Here is a 19,303-nt window from a genome sequence, read left to right as displayed (position 1 = left end):
GAAGGGCTCAGAGCTGGCCGAGCATGTGCTCCGCGCTCGAGACCTTGAAGTCGCCCGGTTCCTCGACATTGAGCTGCTCGACCACGCCGTCGTTGATCACCATGGAAAAACGCTGGCCGCGCTTGCCGAGGCCGAAGCCCGAGCCGTCCATGGTGAGGCCGATCGCCTCGACGAATTCGGCATTGCCGTCGGCGAGCATGGTGATGTCGTCACTGCCGGCGGACTTGTTCCAGGCGCCCATCACGAAGGCATCATTGACCGCGGTGCCGACGATCTCGTCGACGCCCTTGGCCTTGAGGTCGGCGGCTTTCTCGACAAAGCCGGGCAGGTGCTTGGCCGAGCAGGTCGGGGTGAATGCGCCCGGCACGCTGAACAGCGCGACCTTCTTGCCCGCGAAATATTCGGAGGACTTGACTGCCTGCGGGCCTTCGGCGGTGGCCTTGATCAGGGTGACTTCGGGAAGCTTGTCGCCAACGGAGATGGTCATTGCGGGAGTATCCTCTCTTGCGGGGTGTATGCGCCGCGCTCTCTATCGTGGTGCGCGGCGAGGGGCAACAAATAGACATATAAAGATAAGTTTATATTTGCCTCGGAGCCCATGTGCCGCTAGGGGGCTGGACGCATCAACGGACAGTCCGCCCTCGCGTGTGCCTGTCTGTGCATAGGAGATAGAAAAGATGGCCACCCTCGCTGCCGCCCCCGCCACCGAATATGTGATCAAGGACATCGCGCTCGCCCAGTTCGGCCGCGACGAGATCATGATCGCCGAAACCGAGATGCCGGGCCTGATGGCCCTGCGCGCCGAGTATGGTGCCTCGCAGCCGCTCAAGGGCGCGCGCATCACCGGCTCGCTCCACATGACGATCCAGACTGCGGTGCTGATCGAGACCCTCGTCGCGCTGGGCGCGGAAGTGCGCTGGGCGACCTGCAACATCTTCTCGACCCAGGACCACGCCGCCGCCGCGATCGCCGCGCGGGGCATTCCGGTCTTCGCCATCAAGGGCGAGACGCTGGCGGACTACTGGGACTATGTGGGCCGCATCTTCGACTGGTCGAGCGAGGCTGATCCTGACCTGACCGCCAACATGATCCTCGACGATGGCGGCGACGCCACCATGTTCGCCTTGTGGGGCGCGCGCCTCGAAGCGGGCGAGGAAATGGGCGAGCCGACCAACGCCGAAGAGATCGAGTTCCAGCGCGCGCTCAAGGCCTTCGTCGCCGCCAAGCCCGGCTACCTCACCAAGACGGTGAAGGCGATCAAGGGCGTCTCGGAAGAGACCACCACGGGCGTGATGCGTCTCTACCAGATCGCCAAGCAGGGCAAGCTCCCGTTCCCGGCGATCAACGTGAACGATTCGGTCACCAAGTCGAAGTTCGACAACCTCTACGGCTGCAAGGAATCGCTGGTCGACGCGATCCGCCGCGCGACCGACGTGATGTTGGCCGGCAAGGTAGCCTGCGTTGCCGGTTACGGCGATGTCGGCAAGGGTTCGGCCGCAAGCTTGCGTGACGGCGGCGCCCGCGTGATGGTCACCGAGATCGACCCGATCTGCGCCCTCCAGGCCGCGATGGACGGCTTCGAGGTCGTCACCATGGAAGACGCCGTGAAGCGCGCCGACATCTTCGTCACCGCCACCGGCAACGAAGACGTCATCACCGCCGAACACATGCAGGCGATGAAGCCGATGGCGATCGTGTGCAACATCGGCCACTTCGACAGCGAGATCCAGATCGCAGCGCTCAGCAACTACGAGTGGAAGGAAATCAAGGAAGGCACCGACCTCGTCACCTTCCCCGATGGCAAGTCGATCATCGTGCTCGCCAAGGGCCGCCTCGTGAACCTCGGCTGCGCCACCGGCCACCCGAGCTTCGTGATGAGCGCGAGCTTCACCAACCAGACCCTCGCCCAGATCGAGCTGTTCACCAAGGCGGACGAATACGAGAACGACGTCTACGTCCTGCCCAAGCACCTCGACGAGAAGGTCGCCGCGCTCCACCTCGAAAAACTGGGCGTCAAGCTGACCCAGCTTTCGGACAAGCAGGCGAGCTACATCGGCGTGCCGCAGGCTGGCCCGTTCAAGCCGGACCACTACCGCTACTAAGATGCCGATAATCCGCCCGCTCCCACCCGTTTTTGCACGGGGTCGGGGGCGGGTGGGTTGTCTCCCGTTGCACTCGTGCGCCCACGCGCATAGCGGTTGAGCAATGGACCTCTCGCCCCTTTCGCTGGTGCTGATCGCGCTCGTTCTTGCCGCCTGGGCGGTGGGGGCGGGCGTTGTCGTGTTGCGGGCGAACCGCAGTTCGCGGCGGGCCAAGGCGCTGCGCACCAGCGTCAAGCGGATGCAGACCCTGCTCGACGTTGCCCCGGCGCTGCCGCTGCTGGTGCGGGTCGACGGGCGGATCGAAGCGCCCGAGCGGCTCGCGCGGATGCTGGGCCTTGGCGTTATGCCCAAATACCTCTCCGAACTGGCCGCGCCTGCCGGCAATGCCAAGGCGGGAGGGCTTTCGCAGGCGCAGATCGACCAGCTGTGGGGCAAGATCCAGACCACCCAGAAGTCCGCCGCGCCCTTCCGCATGGCGATCAATCTGCCCGGCTCGCAGCGCTCCCTCGCGCTCTATGGCACGCTCGCCGATCCGCAGGTCTCGCCGGGCGGGGCGGCGCTGGTGTGGGTATTCGACTTCACCGAGAGCCATGCCGAGATGGCCCGCCTGCGCGCCGCCGCCGCGCGCGCGACCGGCGACTTTGCCGCGCTCGTCGGGCTGATCGAGGCCGCGCCCATGCCGATGTGGTTCCGCGATGCCGAGTTGAAGCTCCAGCTCGTCAATCAGGCGTATGTCGATGCCGTCGGTGCCATGACGGCAGCCGAGGTGGTGCAGGGCCAGATCGAGCTGCTCGAGCCCGAGGATGGCCGCTCGCCCGCCGATATCGCCAAGGCGAGCCTGCAAAGCCAGAATGCCTCGGAACGCATCGTCGCCGCGACCATTCTCGGCGCGCGGCGCACCCTGCGCGTCTCGGACCTGCCGCTCGGGCAGGAGGGCGTCGCGGGCTATGCGATCGACATCGAGGAGCAGCAGCAGGTCGCGCGCGAGTTCCGCGCCTTCCGCGATGCCCAGCGCGCGCTGCTCGACCAGCTTTCGGTCGGCGTCGCGCTGTTCGACGCCGACGAGCGCCTGACCTTCGCCAACCGCCCGTTCCGCCGCCTGTTCAGCCTCACCGACGACGCGATCGAGGCGCACACCCCGTTCGAACGCTTCCTCGCCGAAGCGCGCGAGCGTGGCCGCACGCCGGAAGTGCGCGACTTTCCCGAATGGCGGCGCGAGCGCACCCAATGGTTCGGGATGCAGGATACGCTCGAGGAGGCCTGGCCGCTGCCCGGTGGCACACATCTGCGCGTCGTCGCCCAGCCGATGCCCGACGGCGGGCTGGTGCTGATCACCGAGGACCGCACCGAAAGCCTCGCGCTCTCTGCCGTGCGCGACACGCTGCTGCGCACCCGCACGGCGACGCTCGACAGCCTGTTCGAGGCGCTCGCGATCTTCGCGCCCGATGGCTCGGTCCAGCTCTGGAACCGCAGCTTTGCGGGCACCTGGGGCCTCACGACCGAGCTGCTCGACAAGCACCCGAGCGCCGATGAATTGCTGAGCGCGATCGGGCGCAACCTCGTCAACCCCGAGGAGGCGGCGATGATCGGCGCGGCGGTGCGCGCGGCAACGCTCGACCGGCGCGAGAAGGGCGGGCAGGTGGAGCTGGCTGACGGGCGCACGCTGCGCTTTGCCGGGATCCCGCTCCCCGACGGCAACGGGCTGCTGACCGTGCTCGACATCACCGCCTCGCAGAAGGCCGAGCAGGCCCTGCGCGAACGCGCCGAGGCTTTGGAAGAGGCCGATGCGGTCAAGGCCAAGTTCCTCGCCAACATGAGCTACGAATTCCGCACGCCGCTGACCACCATCGGCGGCTATGCTGAACTGCTGAAAAGCGGCGCGGCGGCGGACCCTGCTGCGGCGGGCGAATATGTCGACGCGATCCTCGCCGCGGTCGAGCGGCTGACCGAGCAGGTCGAGAACGTGCTCGATCTCTCGCAGTCCGAGGCCGGGCTGCTGCCGATCCGCAAGGAGCGCTTGGACGTGCTCGATTTCCTCACCACGCTGGTGCGCGAGCGCGAGCAGGCGATCATCGCGGCAGGGCTCAGCCTCGACCTCAAGGGCCGCCGGGGCCGCGTGATCGAGGCCGATCCGCGCCAGCTGGGGCGGGCGGTGGGCAATCTGCTCGACAATGCCATCGCCGGAACCCCCGACGGCGGCCGGATCGTGATCGAGATCCGCCGCGCGCCCGATCCCTCCGCCGGATGGGGGATCGAGATCAGCATCGCCGACAATGGCCGCGGGATGAGCGCGCAGGAACTCGCGCTCGCCCAGGGCGGGGTGAAGCCCGGCGGCGAGAGTGCGTCCGAACGCCGCACCGGGCTCGGCATCCCGCTCGCGCGGCAGCTGATCGCGGGCCATGACGGGACGCTCGAGATCGTCAGCCGCAAGGGCGCGGGGACGACGGCGACGATCCGCCTGCCGTGACCGAGGCGCGCGAGGCTCTCCCCGATCTGGCGGCGATGGCGGCCTATGGTGCGCGCATCGCGGCGCGGGTTCGGGCGGGGGATGTGGTGGCGCTGGAAGGCGGGCTTGGGGCGGGCAAGACGACGCTCGCCCGCGCGATTCTCGCGGCGCTGGGGCATGAAGGCGAGGTGCCTTCGCCGACCTTCACGATCATCGAGACCTACGCCGCGCCGCCCTTGCGCCTCGCGGTTGTCCATGCCGATTTCTATCGGCTCGACGACCCTTCCGAACTCGTCGAAATCGGCCTCGATGATTACCGCGAGGGCGCGGTGATGCTCGCCGAATGGCCCGATCACGCGGGCGGATTCGCGCATGAGCGAGGGTGCCTTGCGATCGCGCTCGAGCCGGTCGGAGAAAGCGGGGAAGGCGGTCGGATTGCGATTGCCCGCGGCGGGGCTGATTGGGTAGGGCGGATGCCATGAGCCAGCTGCCCGAAGGTCTTGCCGCATTTGTCGAAAACGCCGGTTGGGGCGGGGCCGAGGTGGCCCCGCTGCCCGGCGATGCCTCATTCCGGCGCTATTTCCGCCTGACGCGTGCCGGGGGCGAGAGCGCGATGCTGATGCACGCCCCCCCGCCGCACGAGGACCCCGCGCCTTTCCTCCATGTCGCGCACTGGCTGGGCGACCACGGGATGCGCGCGCCCGCGATCCTCGCCGAAGATGCGGGCGCAGGCTGGGTGCTGACCGAGGATTTCGGCAACGACCGGATGCGCGACTGGCTCGACGAAAACCCGGGCGAGGAGCGCGCGGCTTATGAGGCTGCTGTCGATGCGCTCGCCGCGCTCCACCGCCTGCCGCCGGGCCCCTTCGCGCCCTATGACATGGCGGTCTATGCCCGCGAGGCGGCGCTGCTCACCGAGTGGTGGTGCCCCGCACAGGGCCTCGAAGTCGACGTCGCAGGCTATGCCAAGGCGTGGGAAGCGGTGATGGCTCCCGTGCTCGCGCGGCAGACCCCCGGCGTCACGGTGCTGCGCGACTATCATGCCGAGAACATCATGTTGCTCGGCGGCAAGGCGAGCGCGCCGCAAGGGCTGATCGACTTTCAGGACGCGCTGGTCGGCCACCCGGCCTACGACCTCGTCTCGCTCCTCCAGGACGCGCGGCGCGATGTGCCGGTCGATCTCGAAACGGCGATGCTGGTCCATTATGTCGGCGCCGTGGGCGGCATCGACGACGATTTTCTCGCCGACTACGCGACCCTCGGCGCGCAGCGGAACGCCAAGATCGTGGGCATCTTCACCCGCCTAAATATCCGCGACGGCAAGCCGCGCTACCTCGCGATGATTCCGCGCGTCTGGGCGGCGCTGGAACGCGATCTGGCGCATCCCGCGCTGGAGCCTGTCGCCGCGTGGTTCGACGCCAATATCCCGGCCGAATTGCGCAGCCGGAACGGAGCCTTCGTCGCGTGAGCCAGCTCGCCTCCGACACCGCGATGATCCTTGCTGCAGGCTTCGGCAAGCGGATGCGGCCGCTCACCGCGAGCCAGCCCAAGCCGATGGTGCGCGTGGCGGGCAAGCCGCTGATCGACCACGCGCTTGATCGCTTGGCCGAAGCTGGTGTGGCTCAGGCGGTGGTCAATGTCCACTATCTGGCCGATGCGCTCGAGGCCCATTTGCTGGCGCGGCAGGCCCCGAAGGTGACGGTCTCGGACGAGCGCGCCCTGCTGCTCGAAACGGGGGGCGGGATGGTCAAGGCCCTGCCGCAGCTGCCCGATCCCTTCTTTGCCCTCAACGCCGACAATATCTGGCTCGACGGGCCCAAGAGCGCCTTCCACGATCTCTCGCGCCGCTGGAACCCTGACGAGATGGACGCGCTGCTGCTGGTCGTCCCCCACGCGCGGGCGATGAATTTCAGCGGGCCGGGCGACTTCCACATGGATCCGATGGGCCGCCTCTCGCGCCGCCGCGCAGGCCGGATCGCGCCCTTCATCTACACCGGCATCCAGCTCGTCAGCCACCGGTTGATGCGGGATGCGCCGGAGGGGCCCTTCTCGACCAACATCCTCTGGAACCGGGCGATGGAGGAGGGGCGGCTCTACGGCATCAGCTTCACCGGCCTGTGGTTCGAAGTCGGCACGCCGCAGATGATCCGCCCGACCGAGGAGGCGCTGACGGGTGGCTGAGCCGCGCGCGCCCGGCCCGCTCGTCTATTCGATCGCCGCGCATCGCGGGTTTGCCGATGCGCTGGTGGCGGGGCTGGTGCCGCGTTACCGCGAGGAGGGATTTGGCCTCGCGCGCCTCACCCTACTGGTGCCGAGCAGCCGCGCCGCGCGCACACTGTCGGAAGCCTTCATTCGCCACGCGGGCGAGAGCGGGGAGGGCGGCCTGTTGATGCCGCGAATGATCGCGGTGGGCGACCTCGATCTCGACGAGAAGCTGGGCGCCGCGCTCGATCCGCTGGGCGCGGCCGACATTCCCCCGGCCTGCGATCCGGTGCGCCGCTGGCTGACATTGGACCGCCTGATCGCCGAGGAACGCGCGGGCGAGGGCATGACCCCGCTCCCCGGCCGCGCCCGCCTCAACCTCGCGCGCGAGATGGCGCGGACGATGGACCGGCTGCTGGTCGAGGAGAAGGAAGTCACCGACCTGCTGGCCGACGCGGTGATCGACCAGATGGGCAATCTCGCCGAGCACTGGAAGCGCGCGATCCGGCTGTTTGCGCGGGTCGATGTGCGCTGGCAGGCCGAACTGGCGGAACGCGGTGAGGTCGATGCCGCGACGCGCCGCAACCTGCTGTTCGATCATGCCGCCAGGCGCTGGCGCGAGACGCCGCCGCCGCATCCGGTTATCGCGGCGGGCGTCACCAGCGCCTCGCCCGCATTGGCGCGGCTGCTGCGGGTCGTTGCGGAGCTGCCGCAAGGCGCGGTGGTGCTGCCTGATCTTGACCTCGCGATGGAGGCCGCCGCGTGGGACGAGCTCGGGCTGGCAGGCGCTTCCGAAGAGCCGGGCGGCCCGGTCTTCGGCGCGGAGGACGCCGTCACCCACCCGCAATACCACCTGAAGCTGCTCCTCAACCGCATGGGTGTGAACCGCGCCGAGGTGCAGCCCTGGCATCGCCGCGGGATTGCCGCCGCTGACCCCGCACGCAGCCGTGCGATCTCGGCGCTGTTTCTGCCTCCGCATGCGAGCCGGTCTTGGAGCACTCTGGAAGCCAAGGACCGGCGGCTTGACGGGGTGCGCCTCATCGCCAGCGCCACCATCGAGGAAGAAGCGCAGGCCATCGCGCTGATGGTGCGCGAGGCGCTCGAAGTGCCCGCAAAGCGCATCGCTGTCGTCACCGCCGACCGGGGGCTGGCGCGGCGCGTGGCGCAGCATCTGGAACGCTGGCACATCACCGCCGACGACTCCGCCGGCCGCCCGCTGGCGCTGACTCCGGCGGGGCGGCTGTTCGGGCTGCTCGCCGAGATCGCCGCCAACGGCCCCGATCCCGCCAATTTGGTCGCCGCTTTCGGCCACCCGCTGGTGCGCAGTTGGGACGGACTCGCGCGCGCCGACTGGCTGAAGGGCTTGCGCGCCTTCGACCGCGAGTTGCGAGGACCTTCGCCCGCCCCCGGCATGGAGCCGCTGCGCGCCGCTTCCGCCAAGGCCAAGATCGCCGAATGGTGGGAGGAGGCCGAGGCGCTCACCGCCCCGCTCGCCGATTGGCCGGAGACAATCGCGCTCGCCGAAGCGCTGACCCGCCTCTCCGCCGCCGCCGAAAGCTTCGCGCAAACCGCCATCTGGGAGCGCGAGGATGGCCGCGCACTTGGCCAGCTGGTCGAGGACCTGCGCGGGCAGGCCGAGGCTCTCGGCACGGTGATCGAGGTCGCCGACCTAGCGGGCGTCTTGCGCGATGCGATGGAGGCCGTGGCGGTGCGCCCCGGCTATGGCGGGCACCCGCGCGTGGCGATCTACGGCTTGCTCGAAGCCCGCATGGCGCGCGCCGATCTTGTCATCTGCGGCGGGCTCAACGAGGGGAGCTGGCCGCAGCCCCCCGGCGCCGATGCGCTGCTCGCGCCTGCGGTGCTGCGCGCGCTCGGCGTGCCGGGCCCCGAGTTCCGCATCGGGCTTGCCGCGCATGACCTCGCGGGCGCGATGGGCGCGCCGCAGGTGGTGCTCTCGCGGAGCCTGCGCGATGCCGAGGGGCCGGCGCTGCCCTCGCGCTTCCTGCTCAGGGTCGAGGCGCTGCTGGGCGATGATCTCGACAAGGAGCACCGCGAACGCACGATCCCGGCGATCCTCCCGCATCTCGACCGCGAGCGCCCGGCGGCGCCCGAATATCCCCGCCCGGCGCCCGATCCTGCCCCGCGTCTGCGCGATGTGGCGATCAAGGTCACCGCCTTGGACCGGCTGCTGGGCGATCCGTACCAGTTCTACGCGCAGGCTATCCTTGACCTCAGGCGGCTCGATCCGCTGGCCGCCGATCCCTTCAGCGATCCGGCGCTGCGCGGCACGCTGGTCCACGCGATCCTCGATGGCTGGCACAAGGCCAAGGCGGAGCAGCCCGGCCTCGCGCTCGCGCCCTATGCGGCGGCCCATTTCCGCGAGCAGCGCGTCCACCCGCTGTTCCGCGCCCTGTGGCAGCCGCGCCTGATCGCCGCGCTCGAGCGGTTCGAAGGCTGGATCGAAGCCGATGCCGCCGAAAGGGGCCGCACCGTGCTCGCCACCGAGATCTCCGGCGAGATGGAGGTCGACGGTGTCAAGGTGCAGGGCCGCGCCGACCGGATCGACCGGCTCGCTGACGGGACGCTGGGGATTGTCGATTACAAGACCGGGCGCGTGCCGACCAAAGAAGAGGTCAAGGCGGGGTTCGCGCTGCAACTCGGCCTGCTGGGCCTTGTCGCCGAGCATGGCCGCTTTGCCGACAAGGACAGTGGCAAGGTGGTGCAGGGCGCGGCCAGTGACTTCGAATATTGGTCGTTCAAGAAGGATGACGGCAGCTTCGGCAAGCGTGAAACGCCGATGAAAGTGGGGCAGGCCAAGAAGGGCCTCACGCCTGATGAATTCCTCCCGCATCACCTTGGCAAGCTGCGCTTCGCCATCAGCGAATACATCAAGGGCCGCACGCCATTCCGGGCGCGCGAGAATCCCGACTACAAGGGCTACACCGATTACGACCAACTGATGCGCCTCGAGGAATGGCTGGTGCGCCTGACCGAGACGGAGACCAGGTCGTGAGCGGCGGGAACGGTCTCGTCTTCCCCTTGAAGGACAACCAGCTCCTTGCGGCTGATCCTGAGGACAATGTCTGGCTCTCCGCCTCGGCGGGGACGGGCAAGACGCAGGTGCTTTCCGCGCGCGTGCTGCGGCTGCTGCTGCGCGAGGATGTGAGCCCGTCGCAGATCCTGTGCCTCACCTTCACCAAGGCGGGCGCGGCCGAGATGGCGAACCGCATCAACGCGGTGCTGGCGCGTTGGGTGCGGCTGCCTGATACCAAGCTGTTCGAAGAGCTTGGCCACCTCGGCGCGCCGAACACGCCAGAGGTGCGCGACCGTGCCCGCACCCTGTTCGCCAGCGTACTCGATTGCCCCGGCGGGGGCCTCCGGATCGACACCATCCACGCCTTCGCGCAGTTCCTGATCGGCAACTTCCCCGAGGAAGCGAACCTCGCCCCCGGCACCCGCGTGATGGACGACCGCAGCCGCGAACTGCTCGCGCGCGAAGTGCTAACCGACCTGTTCGAGGAGGCCGAGCGGACGCATGACGTGCGCATTCTGGACGGGCTCGAGACCTTCACCACCCGCAAGGACCCTGCCGCGCTCCACAAGTGGCTGATGCGCGCGGCCGACGCGCACGAGATGTGGGAGGGGCCCGGCAGCTGGCAATCGCCGATGGGCGCGCGGGTGCGCCAGACGCTGGGGATACCGGCCGATGCGGGGGAGGACTGGGCAGGTCAGCCGCTCGATCCCGACCTATTCCCTGATGGCACCCTGAAGTTCATTCTCGATGCGCTGCATCAATGGGGCAAGCCTGCCGGTGCTCCCGCCATCGCTGGGATAGAACGTTGGCTGAGGCTTGATCTTGCTGCACGAACGGGGGCGACCGACTGTTTGATCGGCACAGTCCTCAACGCCAAGTTGCTGCCAAATGGCAATCTGCGTCATGCCGCCAAATTTGACCCCGACTTCGTCCGACATCAGGAGGATGTCGCCGAAGCGCTGGCCGAGTACGAAACCCGCCGCTCGCTGCTCGCCTGCGCCGAGATCGTCACATCCGCGCTCGAGATCGGCCGCGCCTTCGCGGTGCGCTGGGAGGAGCGCAAAGGCCGCGAAGGCCTGCTCGACTTCGGCGACCTGATCCGCAAGGCCGCCGACCTCCTTGGCCAGTCCGACGCCGCCGACTGGATCCGCTACAAGCTCGACCGCCATTTCGACCATATCCTGATCGACGAGGCGCAGGACACCAACCGCAGCCAGTGGGACATCGTCGAGGCGCTGATCGACGACTTCTTCGCCGGCGAGGGCGCGCGCGGGGACAAGCTGCGGACCATCTTCACCGTGGGCGACTACAAGCAGGCGATCTTCGGCTTCCAGGGCACCAGCCCGGAGAACTTCGCCAAAGCCAAGACCCGCATCTTGGCCCGCATTGATGCGGCACGCACCGGCATCCGCCAGAGCCGCACCAACCGCCGCGAGCCGGGCTGGCAGGATTTGGACCTCGGCACCTCCTACCGCACCGCGCAGATCGTGCTCGGCTTCGTCAACCGGGTGATCGCGATGCTCGGGTTCGACGCCTTCGGCCTCGACAAGCCGCCCGCCGAGCACAAGGGCACCGAGCGTCCTGGCCTCGTCACCCTGTGGCCCCCGGTCGCGCCCGACAAGGCCGACACCGTCGAGGAGGAAGACGACAGCGAAGGCGGCGGCCAGGACTGGCTGCCCAAGCATGACACCTTGCTCGCCCAAAACATCGCCGACCAGGTGGCGCGCTGGGTTCGTGGCACCGAACCCTTCGTCCTCGCCAAGGGCACCCGCCGCCATGCCACGGCGGGCGACGTGATGGTGCTGGTCCGCCAGCGCAAGGAGCTGGCCGCGCAGATCGTCGCCAAGCTCCACGCGCGGGGTGTGCCGGTGGCGGGGGTTGACCGCCTGCGGCTCGGCGCGCCGCTGGCGGTGAAGGACGTGCTCGCCGCGCTGCGCTTTGCCGCGCAGCCGCAGGACGACCTCAGCCTTGCCAACCTGCTCGCCTCCCCGTTGATCGGTTGGACGCAAGACGACCTCCTTGCTTACGTGCCGCGCCTGCCGAAGCAGCGCTTGTGGAACCACCTCAACCGCGACGATCCGCCGCCCTTCGTTGCCGCCACCGTCGAGCGCCTCAAGGACCTGCTGCGCCGCGCCGACTACCAGACACCGCAGGCCCTGATCGCCTGGCTGCTCACCGGCCCCTGGGCTGGCCGCGCCCGGCTGGTGGAGCGGCTTGGCGCGGAGGCCAACGATCCGCTCGACGAGCTCCTCAACGCCGCCTTCGCCTACGAGGCCGAGCACTGGCCCAGCCTCGCGGGCTTCATCGCGTGGTTCGACGCCGGCACCGGCGACCTCAAGCGCGACTCCGACAGCGCGAGCGGGCAGGTCAGGGTGATGACCGTCCACGGCTCCAAGGGCTTGCAGGCCCCGATCGTCATCCTCGCCGACGCCACCGGCGCGCCGGGCGAGGCGGGGGACCTCGAACTCGAGGACGACCCGCTTGAAGCCAAGCCCGACCGCAAGCGCCTCGTCCCGCTCCCCCCGCTCGGCAAGGACGAGCGCAAGGGGCCCATCGCCGAGGCCGAAGCCGCCAAGGCAGCCGCAGCGATGCAGGAGCACTGGCGGCTGCTCTACGTCGCCATGACCCGCGCCGAGGAGGCGCTGTTCATCGGCGGCTCGCTCGGCAAGCGCGAGGCCAAGGCCGGCATGCCGCACGAGGACAGCTGGTACGCCCGCCTCAAGCCCTTGTTCGAGGCCGCGCCCGTCGACGACCCCGTCTGGGGCACCCGCCAGGAGTGGGGCGAGCGCGCCGAGCCGCTGGTGCCCGAGGACGCGGCCTCCTCCCTGAGCGCCGACATCGCCCTCCCGCGCTGGGCCACCACCCCGGTGGGCGAGGAGCCGCGTCCGCCGCGCCCGCTCGCCCCGTCAGCCGCGGGCGAGGAGGGTGGCGCCGCCCCGCCGCTCGATCCCGCCGCGACCCGCGATGCAGCAAGGCGCGGGAGCCTGATCCACGCCCTGCTCGAACGCCTGCCCGACGTGCCGCCCGTGGCCCGCGCCGCCGCCGCGCAGGGCTGGCTGGCGCGGCAGGCGGCTGACCTTCCGCAAGCCATGCACGCCGAGATGCTCGCCGCCGCGCTGGCGGTGCTCGATCACCCCGACTTCGCCCCGATCTTCTCCCCCCAGGCGCTCGCCGAGGTGCCGCTGGCCGCGACCGTTGACGGTGTCGTCGTCGCCGGCACCGCCGACCGCCTGCTGATCGAGCCCGCCCGCATCACCGTGGTCGACTTCAAGACCACCCGCCGCCCGCCCGCCAGCGCCGCCGACATCCCGCTCGCCACCCTCAGGCAGATGGCGGCCTATGCCGCCGCGCTCGAGGCCATCTACCCGGGCCGCGAGGTGCGTGCAGGCGTGCTCTACACCCACGCGCCCGTCCTGTTCGACCTGCCGCCCGCCACCCTCGCGTTACACAAGAACGCCTTGCAGGCCCCGCAGCAATCCTTGCCGCTTCCCCATATTGAGTGAAGAACCCGGCGCACTAGATTGCATTCGTGTGACCGGCGCCCCTATGCTCCGGCCAAAGGAGATACAGGATATGGCGACCGTCAATGTGACCGATGCGAGCTTCAAGGCCGATGTGCTGGACAGCGATACCCCCGTGCTGGTGGACTTCTGGGCCGACTGGTGCGGCCCCTGCAAGATGATCGCCCCGGCGCTCGAGGAGATCAGCGAGGAGCTCGCCGGCAAGGTCGTGATCGCCAAGATGGACATCATGGAGAACACCGACACCCCTTCCGCGATCGGCGTCCAGTCGATCCCGCTGATGGTGCTCTACAAGAACGGCCAGCCGGTCGCGCAGAAGCTCGGCGCGGCGCCCAAGGGTGCGCTGAAGGCGTGGCTCGAAGGCGAGCTGTGATCCCGTAAGTCCCTCCCCGTCCCGAACGGGATGGGGAGGTGGCAGCCCGCAGGGCTGACGGAGGGGGTCGGGCGTCACCCCCGACCTCTGCACTCGCCGCCGCGCGGGCGGGGGGACGCTCCGGCGCTCCGAGTTGGAGACACATGAGACACTGTCCTGAAGCGAAAAACCTGCCTTGTCCCGCAGCAGCGTGACATGGCCGGAAATGGCTTCGGGAAGGGCGGTGTCAAACCTCATGCGCGCATGGCTGGCACAGCGCGGGCGAGTAGGAAAATCCTTTCTATCCAACCACCCGGGCGACGAAGCTGTCCCAGATTTCGGGGCTTGAGGCTCCGACCAATCCGGGCGCATCGTGCTGATCGACCCGGTAGGCGCTGCCATCGAGCCTTGCGGCTTTCCCGCCCGCCTCGTTCAGCCAAAGCACCCCCGCCGCATGGTCCCACGCCAGCGTGCGCTTGAAGCTCGAGATGTCGTTTTCGCCGAGGGCAAGGCGCGGATATTGCTCGGCGGCGCAGCGCGGGATGTCGACCAGCGTGTAGTGCGGCGCCAGCTTGGCATCGACCATCGCCGATTGTTCGGGGGTGAGGAAGATGCGGCTCACCGCCGTCACGGGCGGCTGCTGGCCGGTGGTTCGGGCGGTGATCTTCTCGCCATTGACGAAGGCCCCTTCGCCGCGCCGCGCGTGGCAGAAGCGGTCCTTGTTGGGGTCGTAGATCCACCCCGCCACCGCCTCGCCCGCATCGGCCAGCGCGACGATGATTCCGAAAGGCTCCTTGCCTTCCGCGAAGTTGGCCGTGCCATCGAGCGGGTCGATGATCCAGCACTGGCCCTTGAGGTGTTCGAGCACCCCCTTGTCGGCATGGACGGCCTCCTCGCCCACCACCGCGACGCCGGGGGCGAGCTTTGTCAAAGCCTCGGTCAGGAACGCCTCGACCTCGCGGTCGACGATGGTGACGGGATCGTCCGCGCCCTTCATCTCGACTTCGTGCGCTGCCAGCTGGCGGAAGCGCGGCAGCATCGAGCGCTGCGCTGCGAAGCGCATCAGGTCGCGGATTTCCCCATCCAAAGCAGACAAGCCCAGCGCGCTCACGAACGATAATCCGCGTTGATCGCGATGTAGCCGTGGGTCAGGTCGCAGGTCCACACGGTCGCGCGGCCATCCGCGAGGCCGAGATCGACCGCGATGTCGATCTCCTCGCCCTTCAAGTGCGCGGCGACGGGGGCCTCGTCATAATCCTCGACCGGCACGCCGTTCCTCGCCGCCCACACCCCGCCGAAAGCGATCGAGAGCCTGTCGCGGTCGGCCGGTTCGCCCGCCTTGCCCACGGCCATGACCACGCGGCCCCAATTGGCGTCCTCGCCCGCGATGGCTGTCTTGACCAGCGGGGAGTTGGCGATGGCGAGGCCGATGCGGCGTGCGCTGTCGTCGCTCGCCGCGCCGCTCACGCGGATGGTGACGAACTTGCGCGCCCCTTCGCCATCGCGCACGACCAGTTGCGCCAGCTGGCGGCAGACATCGGCGAGGGCTGCGGCCAAGGCATCCGCGCCCGCGCTCTCCCAGCTCTCGATCCGCATATTGCCCGCCTTGCCGGTCGCAAAGACCATCACCGTGTCGCTCGTCGAGGTGTCGCCGTCGACCGTGATGCAGGAGAAGGTCGCGGCGTTGGCGCGTTCCAATGCCTCTTGCAGGAAGGCGGGGGCGATGTCGGCGTCCGTAAAAATGTAGCCGAGCATGGTCGCCATATCGGGGGCGATCATGCCCGAACCCTTGATGAACCCGGCGAGTTCGACGCGCACCCCGCCCAGCATGGCCGAAGCGCCTGCGCCCTTCGTAAAGGTGTCGGTGGTGCCGATGGCCTTGGCGGCATCCTCCCACCCGCAGGGCTCGGCGGTCAGCGCGGCGGCGATCCCGGCTTGCGCCTTGTCGACGGGCAGCGGCACGCCGATCACGCCGGTCGAGGAGACGAACACCTCGTCGAGCGAGCAGGCCAGCGCTTCGGACACCTGCGCCCGGATCGCCTCGACCGCCGCGCGCCCGCGCCAGCCGGTGAAGGCGTTGGAGTTCCCCGCATTGACGATCAGCGCCCGCGCGCGCCCGAGCTTCACCGCCTCCCGCCCGAGTTCCACCTCGGAAGAGGCGCAGGCGCTCCTGGTGAAGACGCCCGCGACGCTGGTGCCCTCGGCCAGCTCGGCGAAGGTCAGGTCGCAGCGGTCCCACGTCTTGTAGCGCGCCCGCGCCACACGCAGCGTGACGCCTGCGATCGGCGGCAATTCGGGGAAGGGGCGGGCGAGGGGCGAAGGGTCGATCTGCATGGGATGCGCCCGTAATGGGCAAAGCGCGGGGCTGCAATCGCGCGGTTAGCGCGGGCTGATTAAGCTCTCGCACAGCTTATCGCGCTATGGCGGTGGACGAATTGGCGCTTAGGCTCTATCTGAAGGCATCATGACCCGGCGTTTTCTTGCCCTGCTGGCCCTGCTTACAGGCCTTGTCGCTCTTGGCGGCACGGCGCAGGCGTCGCTGGCCGAGGCGCTGGCGTGCTCGGCGAGCGTCGCTGCGGCGAGCGGGGATGAGCGTGTCGCGAGCGAGAGCGTCGCGGCGCAACCCGCGCCCGCCACGATCAGCGCCACCCGCGCCGCGGAGTGCGAATGCCCGCCGCCGACGGTACCCGAAACGCTGCGCTTGCCGGTCCTGATGGGGATCGAGCGCGCCTTCGAATAGGCGCGCGCGCTCGCTCCACACCCGAATTCCGCGCGCCGCGCCCGAGGGCCGCGCGCCATCCTCGCACAGATCAGCACAGCGCCCGCGACATTCCGGGTGTCTGCACCCGAATCAAAGGCTTAGACCCATGTTCAATTCCGTCATCAAATCCGTCTTCGGCTCGGCCAACGAGCGTTACATCAAGGCCGCGCGCAAGATCGTCGCGCAGATCAATGCGCTGGAGCCGCAAATTCAGGCGCTCAGCGATGAAGAGCTGCAGGGCCAGACGAACAAGTTGCGCGGCCTTATCGACGGCGGCGCGAAGCTCGACGACATCCTCCCCGAAGCCTTCGCCACGGTGCGCGAGGCATCGGTGCGCGTGTTTGGGATGCGCCACTTCGATGTCCAGCTGATCGGCGGCCTCGTGCTCCACCGCGGCGAGATCGCCGAAATGCGCACGGGCGAGGGCAAGACCCTGATGGCGACGCTGGCGGTCTATCTCAACGCGCTCGAGGGCAAGGGCGTCCATGTCGTCACCGTCAACGACTACCTTGCCCGGCGCGACGCGGCGGAGATGGGGCGCCTGTACAACTGGCTCGGCCTGACGGTCGGCGTGATCGTCCCCGGCATGCCCGAGGAATACAAGCGCGACGCCTACAACGCCGACATCACCTACGGCACCAACAACGAATTCGGCTTCGATTACCTGCGCGACAACATGAAGCACTCGCGCGGGGAGATGGCGCAGCGGCCGTTCAACTTCGCGATCGTCGACGAGGTGGACTCGATCCTGATCGACGAGGCGCGCACCCCGCTGATCATCTCCGGGCCCACCGAAGACAAGTCCGAGCTCTACGTCCAGCTCGACCAGGTCGCGCGCGACATCCCGGTCGAATGGCTCGACATCGACGAGAAGGTGAAGCGCGTCCAGCTCACCGAAGAGGGCCTCGAGGAAGTCGAGAAGCTGCTGCTCGAAAAGGGCCTGCTCGCCTCGGAGAACCTCTATGACGCGCAGAACACCCAGGTCGTCCACCACCTCGATCAGGCGCTGGTCGCTAATTTCGCCCGCAAGCGCGACACCGACTACATCGTCAAGGACGGCAAGGTCATCATCATCGACGAGTTCACCGGTCGCATGATGGATGGCCGCCGCTGGTCGAACGGGTTGCACCAGGCGGTCGAGGCCAAGGAGGGCGTGCGGATCGAGCCGGAGAACCAGACGCTCGCCTCGATTACCTTCCAGAACTATTTCCGCATGTATCCCAAGCTGTCCGGCATGACCGGCACCGCGGCGACCGAAGCGGCGGAATTCTGGGACATCTACAAGGTCGGCGTGGTCGAGATCCCGACCAACCTGCCCGTCGCGCGCATCGATGAAGAAGACGAGTTCTACAAGAACACCGCCGACAAGTTCGGCGCCATCGCCAAGGCGATCAAGGAGAAGCAGCAGATCGGCCAGCCGGTGCTGGTCGGCACGGTCTCGATTGAAAAATCCGAACTGCTCAGCGAATATCTCGACAAGGAGGGCGTGAAGCACTCGGTGCTCAACGCCCGTTTCCATGAACAGGAAGCCCATATCGTGGCGCAGGCGGGCCGCTATGGCGCGGTCACCATCGCCACCAACATGGCCGGCCGCGGGACCGACATCCAGCTGGGCGGCAATATCGAATACCGCATCCGCGACGAGCTTGGCGAAATGCCCGAGGGGCCTGAGCGCGACGAAGCCGTCGCCCGCATCCGCGCCGAAGTCGCCGAGGAGAAGGAGCGCGTGAAGGCGGCGGGCGGGTTGTTCGTGCTCGGCACCGAGCGCCACGAAAGCCGACGCATCGACAACCAGCTGCGCGGGCGTTCGGGCCGTCAGGGCGACCCGGGCCTGTCGCGCTTCTACCTGTGCCTCGAGGACGATCTGCTGCGCATCTTCGGCCCCGACACGCTGTTCTCCAAGATGATGAAGTCGAACCTCGCCGATGGCGAGGCGATCGGCTCCAAGTGGCTTTCCAAGGCGATCGAGACCGCGCAGAAGAAGGTCGAGGCGCGCAACTACGACATGCGCAAGCAGGTCGTGCAGTACGACGACGTCATGAACGACCAGCGCAAGGTGGTCTACGAACAGCGCGCCGAGATCATGGATAGCGAGGCGGTCGACGACGTGGTCATCGACATGCGCCACGACACGATCAACGCCCTGATCGGCACCGCCTGCCCGCCGGGTTCCTACCCCGAACAGTGGGACGTCGAAGGCCTCAAGGCGCGCACCGAGGAAGTGTTCGGCTTCCAGCCGCCTTATGACGAATGGCTCGCCGAGGAAGAGGTCGAGCCCGAGCTGCTCGAGGAAAAGCTGCGCGAGCTCACCGACGAGATGATGAACGCCAAGATGGGCGAGAATGACGCCGGGATCTGGCGGATGGTCGAAAAGGACGTGCTGCTGCGCCAGCTCGACCACCACTGGAAGGAGCACCTTTCGACCCTCGACGCGTTGCGCCAGGTGATCTGGATGCGCGGCATGGCGCAGAAGCAGCCGATCAACGAATACAAGCAGGAAGCCTTCGTGCTGTTCGAGACGATGCTCGACACGCTGCGCGAGGAAGTCACCAAGATCCTGTTCCGCGCCGAATTGCGCTTCGAGCAGCCCCCGGTGCAGGCGCTGCCCGAGCTGCCCGATTTCCTTACGGGACACATCGACCCGCTGACGGGCCTCGACGATTCGGCGGATTTCGACGGCTCGGAAAGCCGCCCGCAGCTGTTCGGCTCGCTGGCGGGCTCGCCGGGGGCGGAGTTCGGACCGGGCGGGGCGGCGGCGGGGACCGACCCCTATGCCAATCTCGGCCTCAGCCGCAACGCGCCGTGCCCCTGCGGCAGCGGGCAGAAGTACAAGCACTGCCACGGCGCCCTGCCGTCGCGCGCGCTGGTCTAAGACTGACCCTAGG

General features: G+C 68.4%; 13 protein-coding genes. 10 read left to right on the top strand and 3 right to left on the bottom strand.

Going from position 1 to position 19,303, the window contains the following annotated elements; genetic code table 11:
• Window positions 1-7: 7 nt before the first annotated feature.
• A complete protein-coding gene (locus PFX90_RS03255) occupies window positions 8-487 on the bottom strand; it encodes a peroxiredoxin (RefSeq protein WP_285710530.1) in 480 nt (159 codons plus the stop codon).
• A gap of 190 nt (window positions 488-677) precedes the next feature.
• Between PFX90_RS03255 and ahcY the strand changes: the two genes are divergently transcribed.
• The 8 genes from ahcY (at window position 678) to trxA (ending at window position 13,678) form a co-directional block, all read left to right on the top strand.
• Window positions 678-2,102 carry an adenosylhomocysteinase gene (gene ahcY / locus PFX90_RS03250; protein WP_285710528.1) on the top strand — a complete coding sequence of 475 codons (1,425 nt, stop codon included), beginning with the start codon at window positions 678-680 and terminating at the stop codon, window positions 2,100-2,102.
• Window positions 2,103-2,205: 103 nt separating this feature from the next.
• On the top strand, window positions 2,206-4,569 hold the full coding sequence (locus PFX90_RS03245; RefSeq protein ID WP_285710525.1) for a PAS domain-containing sensor histidine kinase: 2,364 nt from the start codon (window positions 2,206-2,208) through the stop codon (window positions 4,567-4,569).
• The gene (gene tsaE, locus PFX90_RS03240; protein ID WP_285710523.1) at window positions 4,566-5,030 is read left to right on the top strand and encodes a tRNA (adenosine(37)-N6)-threonylcarbamoyltransferase complex ATPase subunit type 1 TsaE; all 465 of its coding nucleotides are present in this window, start codon (window positions 4,566-4,568) and stop codon (window positions 5,028-5,030) included. The genes PFX90_RS03245 and tsaE overlap by 4 nt, the downstream gene beginning before the upstream one ends.
• Window positions 5,027-6,016, top strand: coding sequence for an aminoglycoside phosphotransferase family protein (locus tag PFX90_RS03235; protein ID WP_285710521.1), 990 nt, complete (start codon window positions 5,027-5,029; stop codon window positions 6,014-6,016). The genes tsaE and PFX90_RS03235 overlap by 4 nt, the downstream gene beginning before the upstream one ends.
• Window positions 6,013-6,729 carry a nucleotidyltransferase family protein gene (locus tag PFX90_RS03230; protein ID WP_285710519.1) on the top strand — a complete coding sequence of 239 codons (717 nt, stop codon included), beginning with the start codon at window positions 6,013-6,015 and terminating at the stop codon, window positions 6,727-6,729. The genes PFX90_RS03235 and PFX90_RS03230 overlap by 4 nt, the downstream gene beginning before the upstream one ends.
• Window positions 6,722-9,763: a double-strand break repair protein AddB gene (addB, locus tag PFX90_RS03225; protein WP_285710516.1), complete on the top strand. Its 3,042-nt coding sequence runs from the start codon at window positions 6,722-6,724 to the stop codon at window positions 9,761-9,763. The genes PFX90_RS03230 and addB overlap by 8 nt, the downstream gene beginning before the upstream one ends.
• Window positions 9,760-13,287 (top strand): double-strand break repair helicase AddA, encoded by a 3,528-nt coding sequence (addA, locus tag PFX90_RS03220; protein WP_285710512.1) that lies wholly within the window; start codon window positions 9,760-9,762, stop codon window positions 13,285-13,287. The genes addB and addA overlap by 4 nt, the downstream gene beginning before the upstream one ends.
• A gap of 70 nt (window positions 13,288-13,357) precedes the next feature.
• Window positions 13,358-13,678, top strand: coding sequence for a thioredoxin (trxA, locus tag PFX90_RS03215; protein WP_285710509.1), 321 nt, complete (start codon window positions 13,358-13,360; stop codon window positions 13,676-13,678).
• 280 nt (window positions 13,679-13,958) lie between these two features.
• On the opposite strand, the gene PFX90_RS03210 is transcribed toward trxA, so the two are convergent.
• Together PFX90_RS03210 and argJ are read right to left on the bottom strand one after the other, a co-directional pair.
• Complete coding sequence (locus PFX90_RS03210; RefSeq protein WP_285710507.1) at window positions 13,959-14,720, bottom strand: inositol monophosphatase family protein; 762 nt, start codon at window positions 14,718-14,720, stop codon at window positions 13,959-13,961.
• A 44-nt stretch (window positions 14,721-14,764) separates the two neighbouring features.
• Entirely contained in the window at window positions 14,765-15,991 is a 1,227-nt protein-coding gene (gene argJ / locus PFX90_RS03205) for a bifunctional glutamate N-acetyltransferase/amino-acid acetyltransferase ArgJ (protein WP_285710504.1), read from the bottom strand.
• A gap of 130 nt (window positions 15,992-16,121) precedes the next feature.
• Between argJ and PFX90_RS03200 the strand changes: the two genes are divergently transcribed.
• Complete coding sequence (locus PFX90_RS03200; RefSeq protein ID WP_285710501.1) at window positions 16,122-16,397, top strand: hypothetical protein; 276 nt, start codon at window positions 16,122-16,124, stop codon at window positions 16,395-16,397.
• 127 nt (window positions 16,398-16,524) lie between these two features.
• Window positions 16,525-19,290, top strand: coding sequence for a preprotein translocase subunit SecA (gene secA, locus PFX90_RS03195; protein WP_285710499.1), 2,766 nt, complete (start codon window positions 16,525-16,527; stop codon window positions 19,288-19,290).
• Window positions 19,291-19,303: the final 13 nt, after the last annotated feature.

This window comes from Erythrobacter oryzae (genome assembly GCF_030271515.1).
GTDB classification, from domain to species: Bacteria; Pseudomonadota; Alphaproteobacteria; order Sphingomonadales; family Sphingomonadaceae; genus Erythrobacter; species Erythrobacter oryzae.
This window is presented reverse-complemented; position numbering and strand designations above follow the sequence as displayed.

Coding starts and splice junctions, on each gene's coding strand:
- PFX90_RS03245 (WP_285710525.1), top strand. CDS start 2,206: ATGGACCTCTCGCCCCTTTCGCTGGTGCTGATCGCGCTCGTTCTTGCC.
- secA (WP_285710499.1), top strand. CDS start 16,525: ATGTTCAATTCCGTCATCAAATCCGTCTTCGGCTCGGCCAACGAGCGT.
- trxA (WP_285710509.1), top strand. CDS start 13,358: ATGGCGACCGTCAATGTGACCGATGCGAGCTTCAAGGCCGATGTGCTG.
- PFX90_RS03210 (WP_285710507.1), bottom strand. CDS start 14,720: ATGCGCTTCGCAGCGCAGCGCTCGATGCTGCCGCGCTTCCGCCAGCTG.
- PFX90_RS03235 (WP_285710521.1), top strand. CDS start 5,027: ATGAGCCAGCTGCCCGAAGGTCTTGCCGCATTTGTCGAAAACGCCGGT.
- ahcY (WP_285710528.1), top strand. CDS start 678: ATGGCCACCCTCGCTGCCGCCCCCGCCACCGAATATGTGATCAAGGAC.
- PFX90_RS03255 (WP_285710530.1), bottom strand. CDS start 487: ATGACCATCTCCGTTGGCGACAAGCTTCCCGAAGTCACCCTGATCAAG.
- PFX90_RS03200 (WP_285710501.1), top strand. CDS start 16,122: ATGACCCGGCGTTTTCTTGCCCTGCTGGCCCTGCTTACAGGCCTTGTC.
- argJ (WP_285710504.1), bottom strand. CDS start 15,991: ATGCAGATCGACCCTTCGCCCCTCGCCCGCCCCTTCCCCGAATTGCCG.